Consider the following 19,533-nt stretch of genomic DNA (forward strand, 5'->3'; position numbering starts at 1 on the left):
ACCTATGCTAAAACGACTCCTCTATGTGGTTGGCTCCCTTGGCCTGCTCATCGGCATGTGGGGATTGTACGATCGGTTTGTCTATGGACATATGAACGCCAACTACGGCTCGTATGTGGTATGGGGGCTGTGGGTGGCACTCTATATGTTTTTTGCCGGCGTTGCCACCGGCGGCTTTATGCTGGCGACCCTCGATCTGTTGTTTGAATTGCCATTATTCCGTGGCAGTGGCCGGATGGCCCTGTGGGGATCATTGGTCACCCTGCCGGCCGGTCTAGCTGCTATCGGTCTCGATCTTGGTCATATGACGCGGATTTGGAAAGTCTACCTCCAGCCCAATTTTGGGGCAGTAATGGCGCAACTGGTCTGGGGGTATACAATCTTTCTCATCATCATCATCGTCAGCCTCTGGCTCAGCTTCCGCCCCCAACCCTCACGCTGGCTGAAGCCGATCATGGTCGTTGGTCTCGTGTTAGCAATTTTTCTCAGCGGTGGTATCGGAGCATTGCTTGGTGTCAACCAGAACCGGGTAAGCTGGCATGTCAGCAACTTGCCGGCCCAATTTCCTGTCTTTAACCTCACCTCTGGCGTTGCCCTGATGCTGATCGCCATCGGCTGGTTTGGCCCGGTACACGATCCGCGCCGTTCGCAACAGTTGCATGTATTGGGGTTAGGGCTGGTGGTGCTGCTACTGGTCAAAGGGTACTATCTGTGGACTGATGTCTCGCAGGCGCTTTACCAGAATAGCAGTCACGGCGCCGAGGCAATCAATCTGGTGCTGTTTGGCCCCTACGGTTGGGCCTTCTGGTTGCTGCAAATCGGTCTTGGTATGCTACTGCCACTGATCGTCTTAACGACGCCGATACGGAACAACGGCTTTGCTGCCGGGCTGATGGGCGTCTGTGTCTTGCTCGGCTTGGCCGTAGCCCGCGCTAACATTATCTTCCCGGCTCTCTCCCTCCCCGAACTGCGAGGTCTAGGTGAAGCCTTCCACGGCCCGCACCTGAGCTTTACTTATAGCCCAAGCCTGATGGAATGGGCAGTGACCGCTGGCATTGTCGGTGCCGCTACCATTGGCTTCGTTATAGGTGCCGATCGCTTACCACTCTTTAGCCGTCCGGTCAAATCTGCCGGTGCAGCCGATTAGTCATAGCGCAAGAACACCTGCGATACGACAGGAGTGTTGATATGAAACGACAGCACGACACCTCAACGCCTACTGGATCGAGCATGAGCCGGCGCGATTTCCTCAAGGTTTCGGCGTTACTCGGCGGCAGCGCTGCTTTGGCCGGCTGCGGCCCGCTCGCGAGCCTCTCGCGCGGTGAACCGATCGATCTGCCGCTGGTCGATGCCGCTAACTCGATCCAAACCGTTTGTTTGCAGTGCAATACCGGCTGTGGCCTCAAGGTCAAGTTGCTCGATGGTGTGGCCGCTAAACTTGAAGGCAATCCCTACAGCCCTTGGACAATGGAGCCGCCGTTGCCCTATACAACCCCGATTAGTGCTAGCGGGCCAATTGATGGTGCGCTCTGCCCGAAAGGACAGGCCGGTATCCAGACCGCCTACGATCCGTACCGCTTGACAAAAGTGCTCAAGCGCAAACCGGGGACACCACGCGGAGCCGGTCAATGGATTACAATTGACTTTGAGCAGGCGATTACCGAGATCGTCGAAGGCGGCGATCTGTTTGGTGAAGGGCCGGTCGAAGGGTTACGCGCACTGTATGCGCTCAAAGATGCAAAGCTGGCCAAAGCGATGGCCGCCGCAGTGAACAATATTCTCGCTGCTAAGCCCGAAGAGAAGCCCGCACTAGTCGAGCAGTTCAAGCGTGACTTTGCCGAGCATCTCGATGTATTGATCGACCCCGATCATCCTGATTTAGGGCCAAAGAATAACCAATTCGCCTTCATTTGGGGACGCTTGAAGAACGGACGTGGTGACTTAGTGCAGCGGTTCGTCAAGAGTGGCTTTGGCTCGGTCAATGCCAACGGCCACACGACGGTTTGCCAAGGTTCGCTCTACTTCACTGGTAAGGCTATGAGCGAACAGTTTGATCCGGCAACCGGTAAATTCACCGGTGGTCAAAAGTTCTACTGGCAAGCCGATTTGGGGAATGCTGAGTTTGTGATCTTTGTCGGCACTAATCACTTCGAGGCCAATTATGGCCCGACGCCACAATCACCCCGTATCACGCAAGGTGTGATTAACAACCGCATGCGGTACGTCGTCCTCGATCCACGCCTGAGCAAACTGGCGAGTAAAGCGTGGAAGTGGTTCCCGATTAAGCCGGGAACCGACGCCGCCTTCGCGATGGGGATGATCCGCTGGATCATTGAGCAACAGCGCTATAACGCCACCTTCCTCGCCGCTGCTAACAGAGCTGCCGCTACTGCCATTGGCGAACCGAGCTGGACGAACGCAACGTGGTTGGTCAAGATCAAAGACGGTACACCGGGCAAGTTCCTCCGCGCCAGTGAAATCGGTTTGACAACCGTCGTCGAAACGACCGATGCCGAAGGGAAGAAGACGAAACAGTACGTCACTACCGATGGCACCAACTTCGCCTTCGATCCTTTCGTCGCGCTCGTCAACGGTACACCAACCCCGATCGATCCGAACAACCCCGAAGCTGTGCCGGTGATGGGTGATCTGCTGGTGAATACCGAGATTAACGGAATTCAGGTCAAGAGTGGCTTGCAGATTATCTATGAAGCAGCCAGCGTGCATACGATCGCGGAGTGGGCGGCGATCGCCGATGTAACGGAAGAAGATATTATCGTTATCGCACGCGAATTTACCAGTCACGGCACCCGTGCCGTCGCCGACATCCACCGCGGGGCATCGCAACATACCAACGGCTTCTACACCAATTTCGCCTTCTACACCTTGAATGCACTCATTGGCAATTTTGACCATCGTGGTGGTCTGATCAAGCCTACCACCTATGACCGACTGGGTAGCAAGGCGAAAGGCCCATTCCTGATCGAAAAGATGAACAATGGCGCCAACGTGCCATTCGGCATTGACCTGCTGCGCACCAACACCGCTTACGAGAAATCGACGCTGTTTAACGGCTATCCGGCACGGCGACCATGGTTCCCGCTCGCGACCGATGTCTATCAGGAAGATGTGCCCTCGATGGGTGACATGTACCCATACCAGATTAAGGTCGCAATGTTCTATATGTCGGCGATCAACTATGCACTGCCGGCGGCACAGACGGTGATCGAGATACTGGCCGACCCCAAGAAGATCCCGCTCATTATCACGAGTGATATTATGGTCGGTGAAACCAGCACCTACGCCGATTACATCTTCCCCGACCTGAGCTTCCTCGAACGCTGGGAATTCCACGGATCGCATCCGAGCGTCCCGTGGAAAGTAGAAAACATTCGCCAGCCGGCGATGAGCCTGCCTCACTGGCCGACTGTCAAGGTCTTCGGCGAAGAGATTCCACTTAGCTTCGAGGCACTCGTGCTCGCTATCGCCGAGCGACTTGACCTGCCCGGCTTCGGGCCTAACGGCTTCGGCGAAGGCATTCCCTTTACCCGGCCCGAACATCTGTATCTCAAACTGGCGGCAAATATCGCTTTCGGCGAAAAGGAAGATGGTAGCGACGGCGTCCCACCGGCTGATGATGACGAGCTGGAAATCTTCCGACAAGCCCGCCGCTTCCTACCGCCAAGCGTGTTCGACGAAGCCAAGTGGCGCGCAGCAGTGGGAGACAACGAGCAACTCTGGCGGCAAACCGTTTACGTCCTTAACCGTGGCGGACGCTATCAAGCTTACGAGAAGGGTTGGAAGGGTCATTTGGCAGGCAATCCATACGCCAAACAGATCAACCTCTACCAAGAAAAGACGGCCAGTGCCATTAACTCGATGACCGGTAAACATCTGCTTGGATATCCCACCTACATTCCCGCCGGGCTAGCCGCCGACGGTACGCCAATTGTTGACGAGGGCTATGATCTGCACCTGATCACCTACAAAGAAGTAATGATGGCCAAGGCGCGCGGCATCGCTGATTACTGGCTACTCGCACTGATGCCGGAAAATGCGATCTTGATGAACCGCATCGATGCCGAACGGCTCGGTCTGCGCACCGGTGACCGCGTGCGAATCAGCTCGGCCAGCAACCCTGAAGGTGTCTGGGATCTGCAGAATGGCACGCGCAAGCCGATGATCGGCAAGGTGAAGGTGATCGAGGGCATCCGCCCCGGTGTGATCGCGTTTCCACTTGGCTGGGGTCATTTTGCTAGTGGCGCCAGTGAAATTGTGATTGATGGTGTTACCATTCCGGCAGACCCACGTCGTGCTACCGGTGTGCATGCCAACGCTGCAATGCGGGTCGATCCGGTGCTAAAGAATGTAACGTTGAGCGATTTGGTCGGTGGGAGTGCGGTGTTCTACGACTCGAAGGTGAAACTCGAAAAGGTAGGCTAAACGCCAATCCCGCTACCAATCCGAGAGGGGACATAGCAGTGCTATGCCCCCTCTATGTTCTGCCGCTATTACAACATCAGTATTCAGCCAGTGATTGTCTATCCATACCCTAGCAAACCTACAAGCATAATCTGGTATGATACAGACATAGCACACTTCTGTACCGCATCGAGCGCAATACCACCGGGAGGATAGGCAGTGTCGGTTGATGAGCAGTTTGACACCACTTCATTACAATGGCTTATCGCACCTGAACCGCTCGCCGAATTGCTGCGCCGTTCATCGGCAATGCATCGGCACCTGTGCCCACGACAAGTACTCGGCGCACGGATGGGCATGTACGCTGGTGAGCTGCTGGGGTTGAAGCTACCGCAAACTAACAAACGGCTGTATGTCTTTGTTGAGACCGACGGCTGTTTTGCCGATGGCGTAAGTGTTGCCACCGGCTGCTGGTTAGGACGGCGAACCATGCGGCTGATCGACGAGGGAAAAGTCGCAGCTACGTTTGTTGATACGCTCACCGGCCAAGCGTGGCGACTGGTGCCAAAACCCAACTCACGAGAGTTAGCTCATCAGTATGCACCCGAAGCTCGCAGCCGCTGGCATGCCTACTTGATCGCATACCAATTGATGCCGGTAACCGACCTGCTCGTGGCCCAACCGGTCACATTAACGGTTGATTTGAAAGCAATAATCAGCCGTAACGGCATCCGTACCACATGTGAGCGTTGCGGCGAGGAAATTATTAATGCCCGTGAGGTCATTTACGATGGGCAAGTAGTATGTCGCACCTGTGCGGGGGATAGATACTACGTTGTGCGCCACGGGTAACCCGTGGCGCCGAACATCAAGCACGAGTTAGTACCCGCAGGTACCGCACCCACCACCCACCGGTGCGTCATCGTCATCCTCGCTGTAATCAGTATCACGGGCACGGAACGAATGGCCGCAACCGCACGATGATACCGCATTCGGATTATCAATCTTGAAGCCGCCACCCATTAGCGTGTCGACAAAATCGATCGACGCGCCCATCAAATAGTTGGCGCTAATCGGATCGACCAACACGCGCAGATTGCCGGCGTAGAACTCGTTATCACCCTCGCGCACCTCATCATCGAATGTCATGCCGTACTGGAGGCCCGAACAACCACCGCCGGCGACAAAGACGCGCAGGGCATAACCCTCAAGTTGCTTCTCTTGCATCATCTTGAGCAAGCGAGTAGAAGCCGCTTCGCTGATCATTAACAGCGGTTGGGGGGTGGCCGATTGCACACCAATCTGATCGACACCAATCATCGTCATGGACGAACTCCTTGACCGTACTACGTAGCCGCCAGAGCGGCTATCTCCTTCGATAGATGAAGTATACACCATGTCAGCGCAAATTGCTAGTCGCAGCTTTCGTAAACCAGCTCCTTACCCAAGGATCAGCCGGTCAGCCACCATCACTGCGAACAGCAGCGCCAAATAGAGCAACGAATACTTGTACAAGCCCCAAATTGCCGCCTGATCACCTACCTTCCACACGGCCCACGCATCGCGCAGGAAGCGGAAACCGAACAGCAAGGCACCGACGAGGTATATCCAGCTCATTGCTCCAATCGCCACTGGCAATAGCGATACTGCTAGCATAATCGCCGAATAGACCAAAATCTGCCAGCGCGTCTCAGCTTCACCGGCTACCACCGGTAACATCGGTACACCGGCACGAGCATAATCTTTCTGCTTCACCAGTGCCAAAGCCCAAAAGTGCGGTGGCGTCCAGTAGAAGATGATGGCAAACAAGACCACCGCCATCAGGCTGATCGAACCGGTCACCGCCGTCCATCCCACCAGCGGCGGGATCGCGCCGGCACCACCGCCGATAATGATGTTCTGCCACGTGCTGCGCTTAAGCACACCGGTGTAGAAATAGGCGTAGTAGATGATACCAAGAAAAGCGAAAAAGGCGGCCAACGGGGTCGTGAAGACCCAGAGCACAATGATCGACAATACACTGAGGATCACGCCAAAGATGAACGCAGCCCGTGCTGAGATCCGTCCGCTTGGCACCGGTCGGCGGCTCGTGCGACCCATATTGATATCAATGTCGCTATCAAAAGCACAGTTAATTGCGCCAGCCCCGCCCGCCGCCAAATAGCCGCCAATCATCGTCCACAACACCAGCCACCACGATGGCAATCCGGCTTCGGTGATAAACATCGTGGTCAACGTCGTCACCAGCAACAGCGAGATGACCTTGGGCTTAGTCAGGCTGATATAATCGGCCACCACCTCGCGCCATTTCGGTGTGGGACGAGCCACGGCGGTCGTGGTGGTGAAGGTGAGCGGCGCGCGCTGCAATATGACAATTGCTGCCAACGCGCCGGCCCAGAGCAGGGTTGCGGCAGTTAGGCTGAGCAAATGGCCGCCGGTGGGTAGGAACAAACCGGCTAGCGCCACGAGGGCCAGCACCGGCAAGAGCGGGCTATAGCGCGGCAAGGCCAGCGCCACTACCGACGTTTGTGCAGCCGGGTGCAACCGCCAGCGCGCCTCCACCGCCATCCACCCGGTTAACGCTGCCGCAAAGCTCAATGCACCCATGCTATTGGCCGGCAAAGCCGCTGCCATCTCGATCGCCGGGGCCACACTGCGCGCCCCAATCGCTAATGCCGCCACACCAGCCGCCGCTGCCCCCCACGACGCTAACCCGCGCAAGCGACGCTGGGTCTGCGCCGCCCGTCCGGCCAGCCGATCCGTCGCCGGCTGGGCCGGAATGACTACCAACAAAAAGGTGAGCGTCTGCGCGCCGAACGCTAGCAGCGCGCCAGTGAGGTGCCAAACATCGGCCACCATCGCCGGCATACCCCAAACCAGCAATGCGCCGGCCAATGCCTGCAACATAAAGAGCGCCAATGCGCCCAACGCCGTCCAACGCGGCGCGCCCTGCGTCTCTGGCGCGCGCCACACCATCCATGTGCTGGCAATCACGGCCAGTAACGCGAGCGAGACAATGAGACGGTGACCGAGCGAAATCCACACGAGCGGGTTCGCTTCGCTGCTCAGCGCGTCAAGGCACAACGGCCACGATGGACAAGCTGTTGCGCTGGCCGAGATTGTCACCAGCGCACCGGAAACAATGGTTGCCAACGTCAAGAGTAATCCAATCACCAAGATTCGCGCGAGATGACGAGCCGCCATATCGATCCTCGCTATGCTCCAATAAGAGAATGCTGTAAAGGATTATTCGGTTTTGTTGATATTCGCTACGGTAACGCCGCATACGCCGCCACAAACAACGCTAGCGTCCCCAACGCGGTCACCAGCGTCCAGCCGAGATCGGCCCGGCCATCGCTGCGCGGCACATTGGCCGGCGCCGCCGAAGGTTGGCGATACAAGCGCCACGCCGCCACGATCAGGGGAACTTGCCCGCCAACTGCAATCACCGCCGCGATCCAGAAAATAAACCATGCTAACATTGTAACCCTCAACCAATGATATTTCGTGGATTCTTTCACGAGAATGACACTGGCGGAATTATACCATGCGTCTGCGCACCCAACAATGAACGTTTTGACACTGAAGCGGATTTTAAGGCGCTGTGATGCAGTTTTCTTGGTTGAGATCCGTTAACTATCAGTCTGGTAGCCCGGCGTTACGGCGCGTCAGCAAGCTGCACACTGATGTAAGGTTAGCAGAGGGCAGCAAGGGCAGGAATCATGAAGAGCGGTATATTGCGCGAGAATGCGAGCGCTCGCATCGAACCCCACCAAGTTGTGTTAGAATAATGCACGGATGTTCGTATTATTTCATTGCCAGAAACACGAAACCCTCTGGCATCTGCCAGCGGGTCTCGTGTGGGGGGGGTGTTTGTATTATAACCGTTCTTTTACTTTCTCACAACCCCCCAACGGTACTACCTTTTCATCATTTTGAGTAGTACCTTTGGCGGATTTCTCTTATGACCATGGAGCTACCGATGAGCCAACTAGATGTAGCGCAGCGCATTGCTGAGCTGCGCGCGTTGATTCGCCGCTACGATTACCACTATTACGTCCTCGATGATCCGATTGTGAGTGATGCCGAGTACGATGCACTGATGGCCGAATTGCGCGCGCTCGAAGCGGCCCATCCTGAATTGATCACGCCCGATTCACCGACCCAGCGCGTGAGTGGCACGGCGGCCAGCCAGTTTGCCAAAGTGCAGCATCCCCAGCCGATGTTATCGCTTGGCAACGCCTTTACCACCACCGATTTACTGGCATGGCGCGATCGGGTGCTGCGGCTGCTCGGTAACGATGCCGCGATCGCATATGTGGTCGAGCCCAAGATCGATGGCTTGGCGATTGCACTGACCTATCGCGATGGCCGCTTCGTGCAAGGTGCTACTCGCGGCGATGGCGAGGTTGGCGAGGATGTGACCGCTAATCTACGCACGATCGGGAGCATTCCGCTCACATTGCACCCGCTTGATGGCATACGCGACCCTGATCTGCCGGCGGATCTACCTTCGCTCATTGAGGTGCGCGGCGAGGTCTACATGCGCACTGCAGATTTTGAGGCGCTGAATGACCGGCTCGCCGCTGCCGGCGAGCGGATTTTCGCCAACCCGCGCAATGCCGCCGCCGGCTCGCTTCGCCAGAAAGACCCCGCCATTACCGCTGCCCGCCCGCTGCGCTTTTTTGCCTACGGCGTCGGCCCGGTCGAGGGCGTGACTCTGACCAGCCAATGGCAGACGCTGCGCTATCTACGCACCCTCGGTTTTCCGGTCAATCAAGATGCGCGCCGCTTTACCGATTTCGCTGAGGTGCTCGCTTATTGTGAAGAGTGGATGGCCCGGCGCGATTCGTTGCCCTATGAAGCCGACGGGATGGTGATCAAGATCGACGATTTTGCCCAGCAGAACGAACTCGGTGTGGTGGGGCGCGATCCGCGCTGGGCGATTGCCTTGAAGTTTCCGGCCCGCGAGGCGATCACGCGCTTGCTCGATATTACCGTCAATGTGGGCCGCACTGGCGTAGTGACGCCAAATGCTGAATTAGAACCGGTGCAGATCGGCGGGGTGACGGTGCGTAACGCCAGTCTGCATAACGCCGATTATATTGCCCAGCGCGATATTCGGATCGGCGATTATGTGATTGTGAAGCGGGCCGGCGATGTCATTCCTTACGTGGTCGGGCCAGTCGTTGCTCGCCGCGATGGCAGCGAACGGCTATGGCAGTTCCCCACCCATTGCCCGGCTTGCGGCTCGCCACTCGAACGAGAACCCGGCGAGGCGGCATGGCGCTGCAATAACTTTAGTATCTGCCCAGCCCAATTGGTGCGCCGAGTTGAGCATTTTGTCAGCCGGGGCGCGCTCGATATCGTGGGCATGGGCGAAAAGCAGGCCGAACTCTTTGTGCAGCTCGGTTTGGTGCGCGATGTGGCCGATTTGTTTTATCTCAAAGCTGAACAGCTTGAAGGGCTAGAAGGTTTTGGTTCGAAGCGGATCGCCAATTTGCTAGCCGCCATTGATGCTGCCCGCCACCGCCCGCTTGACCGGCTTATCGTTGGTTTGGGTATTCGCTATGTTGGCACTGTGGCGGCGCAAGCCTTGGTGAACGCGCTTGGTTCGCTCAGCGCGATCATGAATGCCCGCCAAGAGGAGCTTGAGCAGATTCCCGGTATTGGCCCGGTGGTGGCGGCGAGTATTGTCGATTTCTTCGCCCGGCCCGAAAATCGAGCGTTGATCGAGAAGCTGCGCGCCGCCGGCGTGGAGATGGATGGCGGCGCCCAACGCGAACGCCAGAGCGATGCGCTCGCCGGCAAGACGTTTGTGCTCACCGGCACATTGCCTTCACTGACTCGCGAGCAGGCCAGCGAGTTGATTGTTTCCCACGGCGGCAAAGTGACCGATAGCGTGAGCAAAAAGACGAGCTATGTGGTCGCGGGAGCTAATGCCGGCAGCAAGCTGGCTAAAGCGCAGCAGCTTGGCATCCCGGTGCTCGATGAAGCTGGGTTGTTGGCGTTGATTGGTGAAAGGTGATAAGCGATGAGCGTAAGGGCAGGTTTGAAATCCGCCCTTACGATCCACTGCGACCTACCAGCTACCTTGCCGATCCATCCGGATCATCCACTGGGCCGGATTGCGGATCTCGTCAAGCGTTGGTAGATTCTCTGGTCGTTCCCATACCCGGCTGGCAAACGCAATCCCACGAGCAGAAACTACTGCATTGACAAAGGCTTCACCCTGCTGATATTGTGCCAGCTTCAGATCGAGACCAGTCAATCGAAAGACCATCTGATCAAGCAGTGTGCGCTGACGTTGGCGTTGAGCAATCTGCTGTTCGATCTGGCTGAAGCTGGGCAAGAGCCGGCGCCCAACCGCGTTCATCACATGGTTGCCATAGCCCTCAATAATCGACATCAGCGCCTGAATCCGGTCAAAGACCGCTCGCTGCTCAGGCGTCAGCACCGTCTCGAGCCAGTGCTGGCCGCTGCCGATCCCTTGCAGCAGCCGTGTAAGCATATCGACCAGACTGTTACCGCTGCTCAGCATTTGCCCGCTAATGAAAGCAAAATTCTGTTCGAGCAGTTCGCGAAAGTAGCTACGCACCCACGGATACGCCTCGAACTCGAAGGCATGGGTCATTTCGTGCAACGTGATCCAGAGCCGGAAATCCTCGTCGCTCAGACCGAGTTGCTGCTGCACGCGGGCAATATTCGGCTCGACAAAGTAGAGCGCGCCGCCGGTCGCTTCCGCTGAGAGCAGGCTCAGATCGTACTGGCCAAGCACGCGCTGGGCCAAGTAGCCCAATAAGACGCCGATCTGCACCCCTAGCAGCTTGCTGCTTACATTATTCACAACCATCCCCAGCGCGCCGCGCCCGCCGCCGTTCTTCTCGTACAGCTCTTCGATCGGGCGGAAGAGCTGGTTAAACGAGATGATATTCGCTTCGAGCCATTCGCGCCGGTCGAAGACAAAGATCCGGCTGACCGGTTCGGGCAAGCGCACGCCGAGATAATCCGCAATGAGCGGCTCACTGATTGCCACCATGCGCGCATACTGTTCGCGGCGAAAGGCGCGGTTATCAACCGGTGCCTGTTCCCACTGCGAAATGCGCAATGCCGCTTGGCGGGCCTGCTCCCAGTCGATCAGGCCGATCTGCACGCGATTATCGTTGCGCGCGCGCGCCTCGAAATAGTAGCGTGCCGCTAAACCGGCGGCCATGCCTAACAAGAGGGCAGCGCCAAACCGGCGGAAATCGTTTTGATTGTTTGCCAATGCCAGCTCCTTTCCAATGGATGCTGCAATGATTTGGGATAACTGCTCAGAGTCTATCACGGTTCATGGACGTTTGTCCACTGTTACGTGTGCAATCGTCTCATTTCCTACGCCAACACTCGCTCATCGCCTTGGCGGCGCGTAATCCGCCGTTCGTCGAGATGTTCGAGCAGAGCAACGGCATAGCGGCGCGAGATGCCGAAATGGTCACGCAGTTGGGCGACGGTGAGGCTGCCTTGAGTCTCGATCGCGGCCCGCACCCACGCCACCATCTCGGCATAAGCGGCAGGCAACAGGTAGAGATCGGGCGCAATCTTCACCAACAACCCCTGATCGAGCGCCCATGCAAGCAGCTCGCCGGCGAGATCAGGGGTTGGCGGCGCATACGGGGTGCGAGCCATCGCCGCCAGTTGCTGATCGAGTTGTCGCCGTTGCTCAGTGGTGGGTTGCGGCGCGAAATCGGCCAACCGCACGGTAGTCTCGTCAATGCCGATCCATCCCTCAGCCAGCGCTGTCGCCAGTATCCCCGCCCAGAGCCGCGCCGACACTTGTAGCCGCTGCCGCGCCTCTTCGCGCGGCATCCCGCGCCGGAGCGGAAACCGTTGGTGGTATGACGCCAGCGTCTCGCGCAAAGTTGCACGCAGCGACTCCCAGCCAGAGGTGCTGATCAATCCGTCATTGCCGAACACGGCGATTTGCCCGTTCGCCAGCAACGGCGGCAAGGCCGCTGCCGCTTCGGCCTCAGTCACTCCGGCAGCAACCATCACCTCGGTCCGTAAGCGAGGACGGCCATCGGCTAGCGCTTGCAATATGCGCTCGGCGGGGCTGCCCTGCATACGGAGAGCCAGCGCCGCAATCACATCAGCGCGAAACCGGCGATGGCGCGGCGGATGCGGATCGACCACGACGCCGCCAGCCACCGTCTGGCTCGGTGACGGAATGCGCAGAATGAAGCGATCGCCGGCAACCGCCGCCACCGGTCTCGCCAGCCGGATCTGCGCCCAGCCCTCCTCGCCGGGAGCTAGCTCGTCGGCGGCTAGCAACGTCAACCGGCACGGCGCTTCACTGCTGCCGATAAACAGATCGAGCGCCATATTGTGGCGCAGCGGCGGCGCATCTCGCACCACCCGCACCTGCGCATCGAGCAACGTGGTCGGGGTTAATGTCCCCGGCACAGCCAGCACATCGCCCCGGCCAACGTCGCGGTAGTGAACGCCGGCCAGATTCACCGCCACCCGCGTGCCGGGCAGCGCCTGCTCAATCGGACGCTGGTGGCTCTGGAGGCCGCGAATCCGCGCTCGCAATCCTTGCGGCACAATTTCAACCTCTTGACCGATGCTTAGCGGGCCGTCGCGCAGCACGCCCGTCACCACCGTGCCAAAGCCGGCTACTGCAAAACTGCGGTCAATCGCCAAGCGCGGCGCGCCATTGGCCCGATTGCACAGCGGTAATGTCTCAAGCAGCCGATCCAGCATCTGCACCAACTCGGCCAACCCGGCGCCGGTGCGGGCCGAGACTGGTACGACCGGCGCGGTTGCCAGCGCGCTCCCGGCTAATGTTGCCCGCACCTCATCACGCACCAGCGCCAGCCACTCGGCATCAACTAGATCGATCTTGCTCAACACCACGATCCCGTGGCTGATAGCAAGCAGGTCGATAATCGCTAGATGCTCGCGGGTTTGCGGCATCACCGCCTCGTCGGCGGCGATCACCAACAGTACGACATCGATCCCACCGGCGCCGGCCAGCATATTCTTGATAAACCGCTCGTGGCCGGGCACATCGATCAGGCTCACTTCGCGCCCGCTCGGCAAAGTGAGCCACGCAAACCCTAGATCGATCGTCATCTCGCGCTGCTGTTCTTCCACCAGCCGATCGGGGTCAATGCCGGTTAATGCCTTGACCAAGGTTGATTTGCCGTGATCGACGTGGCCGGCAGTGCCGATAACAAACATTGGCGATCCATTCTGGCAAGATTGATAACAATAACGCTGATTCTATTGTACGGTGAAAATCACGAGATCAGCAGATAGCGAGCAAAGCCGCAGAGCGGTCAAATGCAAGAGTACCAAGAACGCAGAGAGCGCAAAGGGGGTTGGCATCACCACTCCCTTTCTCACGCTGCACCCTCGGCGGTAAACAACGTACCTCCTCGCTCACCGTGAGGTGAGAGGGGCTAGGGGGTGCGGACCAGCAGCCCGCGCAACGGGCTTTGTCAGCATCGCCCAGCCTCCCTGCCAGTGGTAAGCGGCTATGCTAGAATACAGATGTTCTGTTTGCCCCGCAAAGAAGGCTGGGGTAGGGGCCGGAAAACAACACCAGTATGGAACATGCGATCAACCATCTCCGTACCGCTGATCCGCACCTTGCGTCGTGGATCGAACAGATCGGGCCATTTGCGCTCCAACCACAACCCCACGGCTTTGTGACGCTGGCCTATGCAATCATCAGCCAGCAAATCTCCCTCGCCGCTGCCCGCACTATCCGCAACCGGCTGGAAACGGCGCTTGGTGAACTCACGCCGGCAGCTATCCTTGCCGCTGAAGAGAGCACCTTGCGCGCCGCCGGCCTCTCGGCGCAAAAGAGCGCCTATCTGCGCGACCTTGCCGAACACATTGTGAGCGGGCGCCTCGAACTCGCCCACTTTCCCCTGCTCGACGATGAAACAATCATTGGCCAACTGACGGCAGTAAAAGGGATTGGCCGCTGGACAGCGGAAATCTATATGATGTTCGCGTTGGGCCGGCTTGACGTGCTGCCCGCCGCCGATCTTGGCTTGCGCGACGCCGTGCGGCTGGTCTATGAGTTGCCGCGGATACCAACACCCCGTGAACTGTTTGCGCTCGGTGAACGCTGGCGACCGTACCGCAGCGTCGCCTGCTGGTACCTCTGGCAAACCCGGCGCGCCATCCGGCAAAGTTAAGCAATTGCACGTTGTATGATGTAGTTGCGTATGGTATGATGCTGAACAAGAAGGAGTGAAATGGTTGCGTATGATGCGAAGTGATGGCCGGGCGCCGGATCAATTGCGCCCTATCTCAATTGAGATTGGCGCCGCTCCGTATGCTGAAGGTTCGGCGCTGATTGCGTATGGCAACACCCGTGTGCTCTGCACTGCCACAATCGAAGACGGGGTGCCGGCGTGGATGCGCGGCCAGCAGAGTGGCTGGGTCACGGCTGAGTATGCGATGCTGCCCCGAGCAACATTGCAGCGCACCCGTCGTGAACGCAACGGCCCCAGCGGGCGCACCCAAGAGATTCAACGCTTAATCGGGCGCTCGTTACGAGCAGCGGTGGATCTCAACGCACTTGGTGAACGCACCATTACGATTGACTGCGATGTCTTGCAAGCCGACGGCGGCACCCGTACCGCATCGATCAGCGGCGGCTACGTGGCGCTTGCGCTGGCAGTTGAGTATCTCGTGCGCAGTGGCGCCGTCGAGAGCATGCCGGCTCTCACCCCGGTAGCCGCGGTCAGCGTCGGTATCTTACGAGATATGATGCTGCTCGATCTGTGTTACGAAGAAGATAGCCAAGCCGCCCTCGACTGCAATGTCGTTATGAATGCCGAGGGCGCATTCATCGAAGTGCAAGCCACGGCGGAAGGCACACCGGTCAGTCGCAGCCAGCTCGATGCGCTCCTTGATCTGGCCGAACGCGGTATCCGCCAGATTCTAGCCGCACAGGCCGCGGCGCTGGCCAGCGTTCTGCCCAACAACACTGTGAGCCGAAACTCAGCACCGTAACTGCATGCTGCATGCGACGTGATGGCTCGCAACAGTCGCCCATCACAACGGGCGAGGAGGTTAAGAATGATCGACGAGACCAAACGCGTCGCCAGTCGTCGCCACTTACGCTACGGATTAGCTTTTGAGCGTACCCAGCGCCCATTGGCGGCAGTTGATCATTTTCGTATGGCAATTGCCGCTGACCCGACCTTGCGTGATGCGCACAATGCGCTGGCGTTCCACTACCAGCAGCAAGGCTTGCTGGCGAAAGCCGCCGAAGAGTTTGCCGCTGTTGCCAATCTGGCTGACGACTACTTTGCCCATTTCAACCTCGGCTACGTCTTGATCGAGCTTGAACGCTACGACGAAGCCGAGCGTGAATTTCGCCGCTGCCTCGAACTTGACCCCGGCGACGCCGCCGCCCAACTCGAACTGGCCTACATCCACGCGGCGCGTGGCGAGTACGCGACGGCGCTGGCCCTGCTCGAAACGCCACGCCAACGCTACTACGATGATTGGGCCGTCTTTCATCTGCTGGGCCGCTGCCTGTTTCAGTTGCAGCGCTATGATGAAGCACAACAAGCGTGGCAACAAGCGTTGGCGCTCGCCCCAACTTCCGACGCACAGTTTGAATTGCTGGCCAGCTTGCAGAGCGTCGAACGGCGGCGCGAGTTTCATACGACCACCGGTCTCAAAGATGACCTTTACGTGCATGAGGGTGTCATTTGCCTTGGTTCGGCAACCGACGACGGGATCATCATTGCCCCTTTAGCCGACTATCACCTGAGCGAGGATGATGTCACCCGCACCCTCTACCGTTTCATCGCCTTAGCGCGGAGCAGCAACTGGCGCTTGGGTGGCATCACCGCACCCGACATCACCAGCAAACCGCTCGCCGCCGCGCTGGCCGCCTTGCTCGACATTCCGCTGCTCAACCTCCACCGCCTGCCTGAAACGACCGCACCGATTCTGATTGCGATTGCAGTGGGGAATTCCGCCGATCTCTTCACTCTCACCCGCGAACGACTGCCCGCCCCCGGCCCCGGTTTCTGCCTTGCACTCAACTGGACGCGGCAGAGCAAATTGTTGCCTGAAATCATTGGCGTGGTGGTGGAAGGTAAATGCACCATGCCGTGGGAGGCCGAACTATCCCACCTACCGCCGTCAGAGCGGGCCACCCGGATTCACCAGATTGCTGGACGGTTAGTACACCGCGTGCAATCGCTACCGGGCGAAGACAACCTGCCGCGCCAAATTCGTTATTACACCCGCCACCACCGCCGGTTGGCGATCAATGGATTGTTGTAGAGGTTAGGAACGTACTCGTCGCAGAGTTCGACTGCGGCGGAGCGCAACAGCCCACCGAATCGCGCGCGTCATCGCAGCGAGGTGCGCTGGCATGGCGCGCTGCTAAGCTGCTTCAAGCCCTGCGCAAACCGCCCTTGACATACTAGAACAAATGGTCTATACTTATCTCAGGATACGCTTCCATGCTTAGGCTTCCGATGGAATGCGTTTGAACGGCTGTGCAGAGAAGATGCCAGCCACACAGAGATGGTGGCTGAACTGACAGGAGATTAGTGCAGGGGTACTACGCCATCGCCATTGCATGCCCACACGCTGATACATCATAGCCGCTTGCCGATGGATCACGATCAGAGCAACGCGGGGTTCGCTACGACGAGGCGAAACGGCCAGACATGACCCAGATCACGGCTATGGCGGAAGGAATTGGAAACGTTGCGATGGATCTCACTGAGAACAACGCGGGGTTCGCTATGACGAGGCGAAACGGCCAGACATGATCCAGATCACGGCTACGGCGGAACGCATCGCAACCGTTTGTTGTTTTATTGTTTCAGCACACTATGATCCGGCTTGGATTCGCTGTCCGCACCGTCCACCAACCCGGCCTTGCCGGCGGTTCGCCGCCCCACCTCAGCATCGCACTCACGCACCTGAGCGATATGCTCGGCCACCTTGAACGCTATGCCATCCGGTTCTACCGCTTTGCCCTGCCGTGCCCCATCACAGCGGCCGATCTGGCAGATTGCCAAGCGCAGATCGAGCTGCTCGGCCATCGGATTGCGGCACTCAATTTGCGACTTGGGATCCACCTCGATCCAGCGCTGAGTCTTAGCCATCCCGATGAAGCTACGGCTGCCGGCACAATCACTGCCATTGAAGGCGCGGCACAACTCTTGGCGGCACTCGATCAGCCCAACACAACGAACCACACCCTCGTAATCCATGCTGGCGCCGGCGATGATCCCGCACTCGAACGATTTACCCGCCGTTGGTCAGCCCTATCGGCCAATGCTCACTGGCGCACCGCCATCGAGCACACCACTACCGGCCCCTCGTTACGCGCCCTGCTTGGGCTAGCTACCTGCACCGGCGCGCCCATCGTGTTCGACTACCTCCATTTCCAGTTGCACAACCCCGATCAGTGGAGCTTGCCCGTTGCATTGGGGCTTTGCCTTGCCACATGGCCGCGCAATGTGCGTCCCGAAGTGCATCTAAGCAGCCAACGCAGCGAAGCTTACCTCTTGCCGGGGCGCAACGGCACGACGCGGGTGCTGCCGCCCCGATCCGGCCAGCACGCCGATTTTATCGTTACCCGCGACGCCATCGAGCTGCTCGCGGCCAGTCGTGGCTTACCGCCATTCGATCTGATGATCGAAGCCAAAGCCGGCGATTTAGCGCTGCTGCGCTTGCGCCACGACCTCGCGCGCTCTGCGCCGGAATGGGCCGAGCGGGTGGGGTGAAGTAACCTTCCTGCCCTCTCAGCAGAGAATAAGGACGGGCAGAACGTATGATATCAATGGGAACTACGCTTACGAAGCCCGCTGCGCAGGCTGCTGGCCCTCACCCCCGGCCCCCCTCTCCCACCGTGCGGTGGGAGAGAGGAGTGGAGAGGCGGAAAGATCCTTACCCGCTCCCCAACCCTTTACGCTCTTCGCGTCTTTGCGTTGATCGTCCTCCGCGCCTTTGCTCACGCTGCACCTACGACGGAATCCGGTTGCCCCCTTTCCCCTCCTCCCGCTGGTCAGAAGAGGACTTGCAAGCTATTGGTCTGCGCGAGAGTGATCCACTCAGGCATATCTTCAGCTAAAGCAGGAGATTGCTACGGGGGCTTCGCACCCCTCGCAATGACAAAAGCCCACGCCCCGCACAATGATAGAAGTCTTGCCTTCAAGATTACGGCACTTGTCACGCCTGCCTACTCGCCAGTATAATGCCTGCGACAGACGCAGATTGCATTGAGGTGTACTGTGAGCACACAACGTCCATCTTCAGCCCCTAACCCATTGGCTGGCATTGTAGCCATCGCCATTCTGCTACTGATCCTTGGCCTCGTCGCCGGTTTGTTGATCAGCCGGGCAGCGCCGCCAGCCGCCGCGCCAGCGCCAACCACACCGCCGCTCCCAACCGTCGCTGCGCCTACCGCTGCGCCCATGCCGGCAGCAAGCGCAAGGCAGGTTATGCCAACCGCGACCACCTACCAATACAACAGCCCACCGCCAATGACGATCGATCCGGCCAAGAAGTACACTGCGACCATCTATACTCCCCGCGGCGAGATTGTGATCGAGCTATTGCCCGACATTGCCCCGCAGACGGTCAACAATTTCGTTTTCCTCGCCCGCCAGAACTTCTACAACGGGTTGACGTGGCATCGCGTGCTGCCGAACTTTATGGCCCAAGGCGGCGATCCGCGCGGCGATGGCACCGGCGGCCCCGGCTACTCAATTCCGGCTGAGTTTACCGATAAAATTCTCTTCGACCAACCCGGCATCGTCGCTATGGCCCGCTCGTCTGACCCTAACAGTGCCGGCTCGCAGTTCTTCATCACCACCGCGCCAGCCCCATGGCTCAACGAGCAATACACCATCTTTGGCCGCGTCATTCAGGGCCAAGAGATCGTTGACGGCATCCCGTTGCGCGATCCGAGCAATCCAGCCGATCTAGCGACGCCGGGTGAGACGATTCTGGGCATCACGATTACCGAGTCATAGCGAAACGCAAGCAGCGTCAAGCCTCTCCCGGAGCGGCGTTGCCAAGCAACGCCGCTCCTTGCCACAACCTGCCTCTCCCTCGTATAATACCCCTATC

The 19,533-nt window shown here is 58.6% G+C and carries 14 protein-coding genes; 9 read left to right on the top strand and 5 right to left on the bottom strand.

Annotation, left to right across the window (positions count from 1 at the left end):
• The first annotated feature begins 4 nt into the window (after nucleotides 1-4).
• From nrfD to Q1A59_RS13545, 3 genes are all read left to right on the top strand, one after another.
• On the top strand, nucleotides 5-1,147 hold the full coding sequence (nrfD, locus tag Q1A59_RS13535; RefSeq protein ID WP_298402092.1) for an NrfD/PsrC family molybdoenzyme membrane anchor subunit: 1,143 nt from the start codon (nucleotides 5-7) through the stop codon (nucleotides 1,145-1,147).
• 41 nt (nucleotides 1,148-1,188) lie between these two features.
• A complete protein-coding gene (locus Q1A59_RS13540; protein WP_298402094.1) occupies nucleotides 1,189-4,443 on the top strand; it encodes a molybdopterin-dependent oxidoreductase in 3,255 nt (1,084 codons plus the stop codon).
• Nucleotides 4,444-4,641: 198 nt separating this feature from the next.
• Nucleotides 4,642-5,274, top strand: a complete 633-nt coding sequence (locus Q1A59_RS13545; protein WP_298402096.1) for an FmdE family protein — start codon at nucleotides 4,642-4,644, stop codon at nucleotides 5,272-5,274.
• A gap of 27 nt (nucleotides 5,275-5,301) precedes the next feature.
• On the opposite strand, the gene erpA is transcribed toward Q1A59_RS13545, so the two are convergent.
• The 3 genes from erpA to Q1A59_RS13560 all read right to left on the bottom strand — a co-directional run bounded on the left by erpA (nucleotide 5,302) and on the right by Q1A59_RS13560 (nucleotide 7,904).
• Nucleotides 5,302-5,748: an iron-sulfur cluster insertion protein ErpA gene (erpA, locus tag Q1A59_RS13550; protein WP_298402098.1), complete on the bottom strand. Its 447-nt coding sequence runs from the start codon at nucleotides 5,746-5,748 to the stop codon at nucleotides 5,302-5,304.
• Between the two features lie 114 nt (nucleotides 5,749-5,862).
• Nucleotides 5,863-7,626 carry a heme o synthase gene (locus Q1A59_RS13555; RefSeq protein ID WP_298402100.1) on the bottom strand — a complete coding sequence of 588 codons (1,764 nt, stop codon included), beginning with the start codon at nucleotides 7,624-7,626 and terminating at the stop codon, nucleotides 5,863-5,865.
• Nucleotides 7,627-7,691: 65 nt separating this feature from the next.
• Nucleotides 7,692-7,904, bottom strand: a complete 213-nt coding sequence (locus Q1A59_RS13560) for a hypothetical protein (RefSeq protein WP_298402102.1) — start codon at nucleotides 7,902-7,904, stop codon at nucleotides 7,692-7,694.
• Nucleotides 7,905-8,404: 500 nt separating this feature from the next.
• Between Q1A59_RS13560 and ligA the strand changes: the two genes are divergently transcribed.
• Nucleotides 8,405-10,450, top strand: a complete 2,046-nt coding sequence (gene ligA, locus Q1A59_RS13565) for an NAD-dependent DNA ligase LigA (RefSeq protein ID WP_298402103.1) — start codon at nucleotides 8,405-8,407, stop codon at nucleotides 10,448-10,450.
• 54 nt (nucleotides 10,451-10,504) lie between these two features.
• Here the strand turns inward: ligA and Q1A59_RS13570 are convergent, their stop codons facing one another.
• Nucleotides 10,505-11,689, bottom strand: coding sequence for a zinc-dependent metalloprotease (locus tag Q1A59_RS13570; RefSeq protein WP_299645122.1), 1,185 nt, complete (start codon nucleotides 11,687-11,689; stop codon nucleotides 10,505-10,507).
• 107 nt (nucleotides 11,690-11,796) lie between these two features.
• Nucleotides 11,797-13,644: a selenocysteine-specific translation elongation factor gene (selB, locus tag Q1A59_RS13575; protein WP_298402105.1), complete on the bottom strand. Its 1,848-nt coding sequence runs from the start codon at nucleotides 13,642-13,644 to the stop codon at nucleotides 11,797-11,799.
• 368 nt (nucleotides 13,645-14,012) lie between these two features.
• Here selB and Q1A59_RS13580 point away from each other — a divergent pair, with 368 nt between their 5' ends.
• The 5 genes from Q1A59_RS13580 (at nucleotide 14,013) to Q1A59_RS13600 (ending at nucleotide 19,436) form a co-directional block, all read left to right on the top strand.
• Nucleotides 14,013-14,612, top strand: coding sequence for a DNA-3-methyladenine glycosylase (locus Q1A59_RS13580; protein ID WP_298402106.1), 600 nt, complete (start codon nucleotides 14,013-14,015; stop codon nucleotides 14,610-14,612).
• Nucleotides 14,613-14,682: 70 nt separating this feature from the next.
• Nucleotides 14,683-15,435 carry a ribonuclease PH gene (gene rph / locus Q1A59_RS13585; protein ID WP_298482526.1) on the top strand — a complete coding sequence of 251 codons (753 nt, stop codon included), beginning with the start codon at nucleotides 14,683-14,685 and terminating at the stop codon, nucleotides 15,433-15,435.
• A gap of 66 nt (nucleotides 15,436-15,501) precedes the next feature.
• Nucleotides 15,502-16,725 (top strand): tetratricopeptide repeat protein, encoded by a 1,224-nt coding sequence (locus Q1A59_RS13590; RefSeq protein ID WP_298402108.1) that lies wholly within the window; start codon nucleotides 15,502-15,504, stop codon nucleotides 16,723-16,725.
• A gap of 560 nt (nucleotides 16,726-17,285) precedes the next feature.
• Nucleotides 17,286-18,185: a UV damage endonuclease UvsE gene (locus tag Q1A59_RS13595; RefSeq protein ID WP_298402109.1), complete on the top strand. Its 900-nt coding sequence runs from the start codon at nucleotides 17,286-17,288 to the stop codon at nucleotides 18,183-18,185.
• A 507-nt stretch (nucleotides 18,186-18,692) separates the two neighbouring features.
• Nucleotides 18,693-19,436: a peptidylprolyl isomerase gene (locus tag Q1A59_RS13600; RefSeq protein WP_298402110.1), complete on the top strand. Its 744-nt coding sequence runs from the start codon at nucleotides 18,693-18,695 to the stop codon at nucleotides 19,434-19,436.
• Nucleotides 19,437-19,533 lie beyond the last annotated feature (97 nt).

The sequence above is a fragment of the uncultured Chloroflexus sp. genome, from assembly GCF_937951745.1.
GTDB lineage: Bacteria > Chloroflexota > Chloroflexia > Chloroflexales > Chloroflexaceae > Chloroflexus.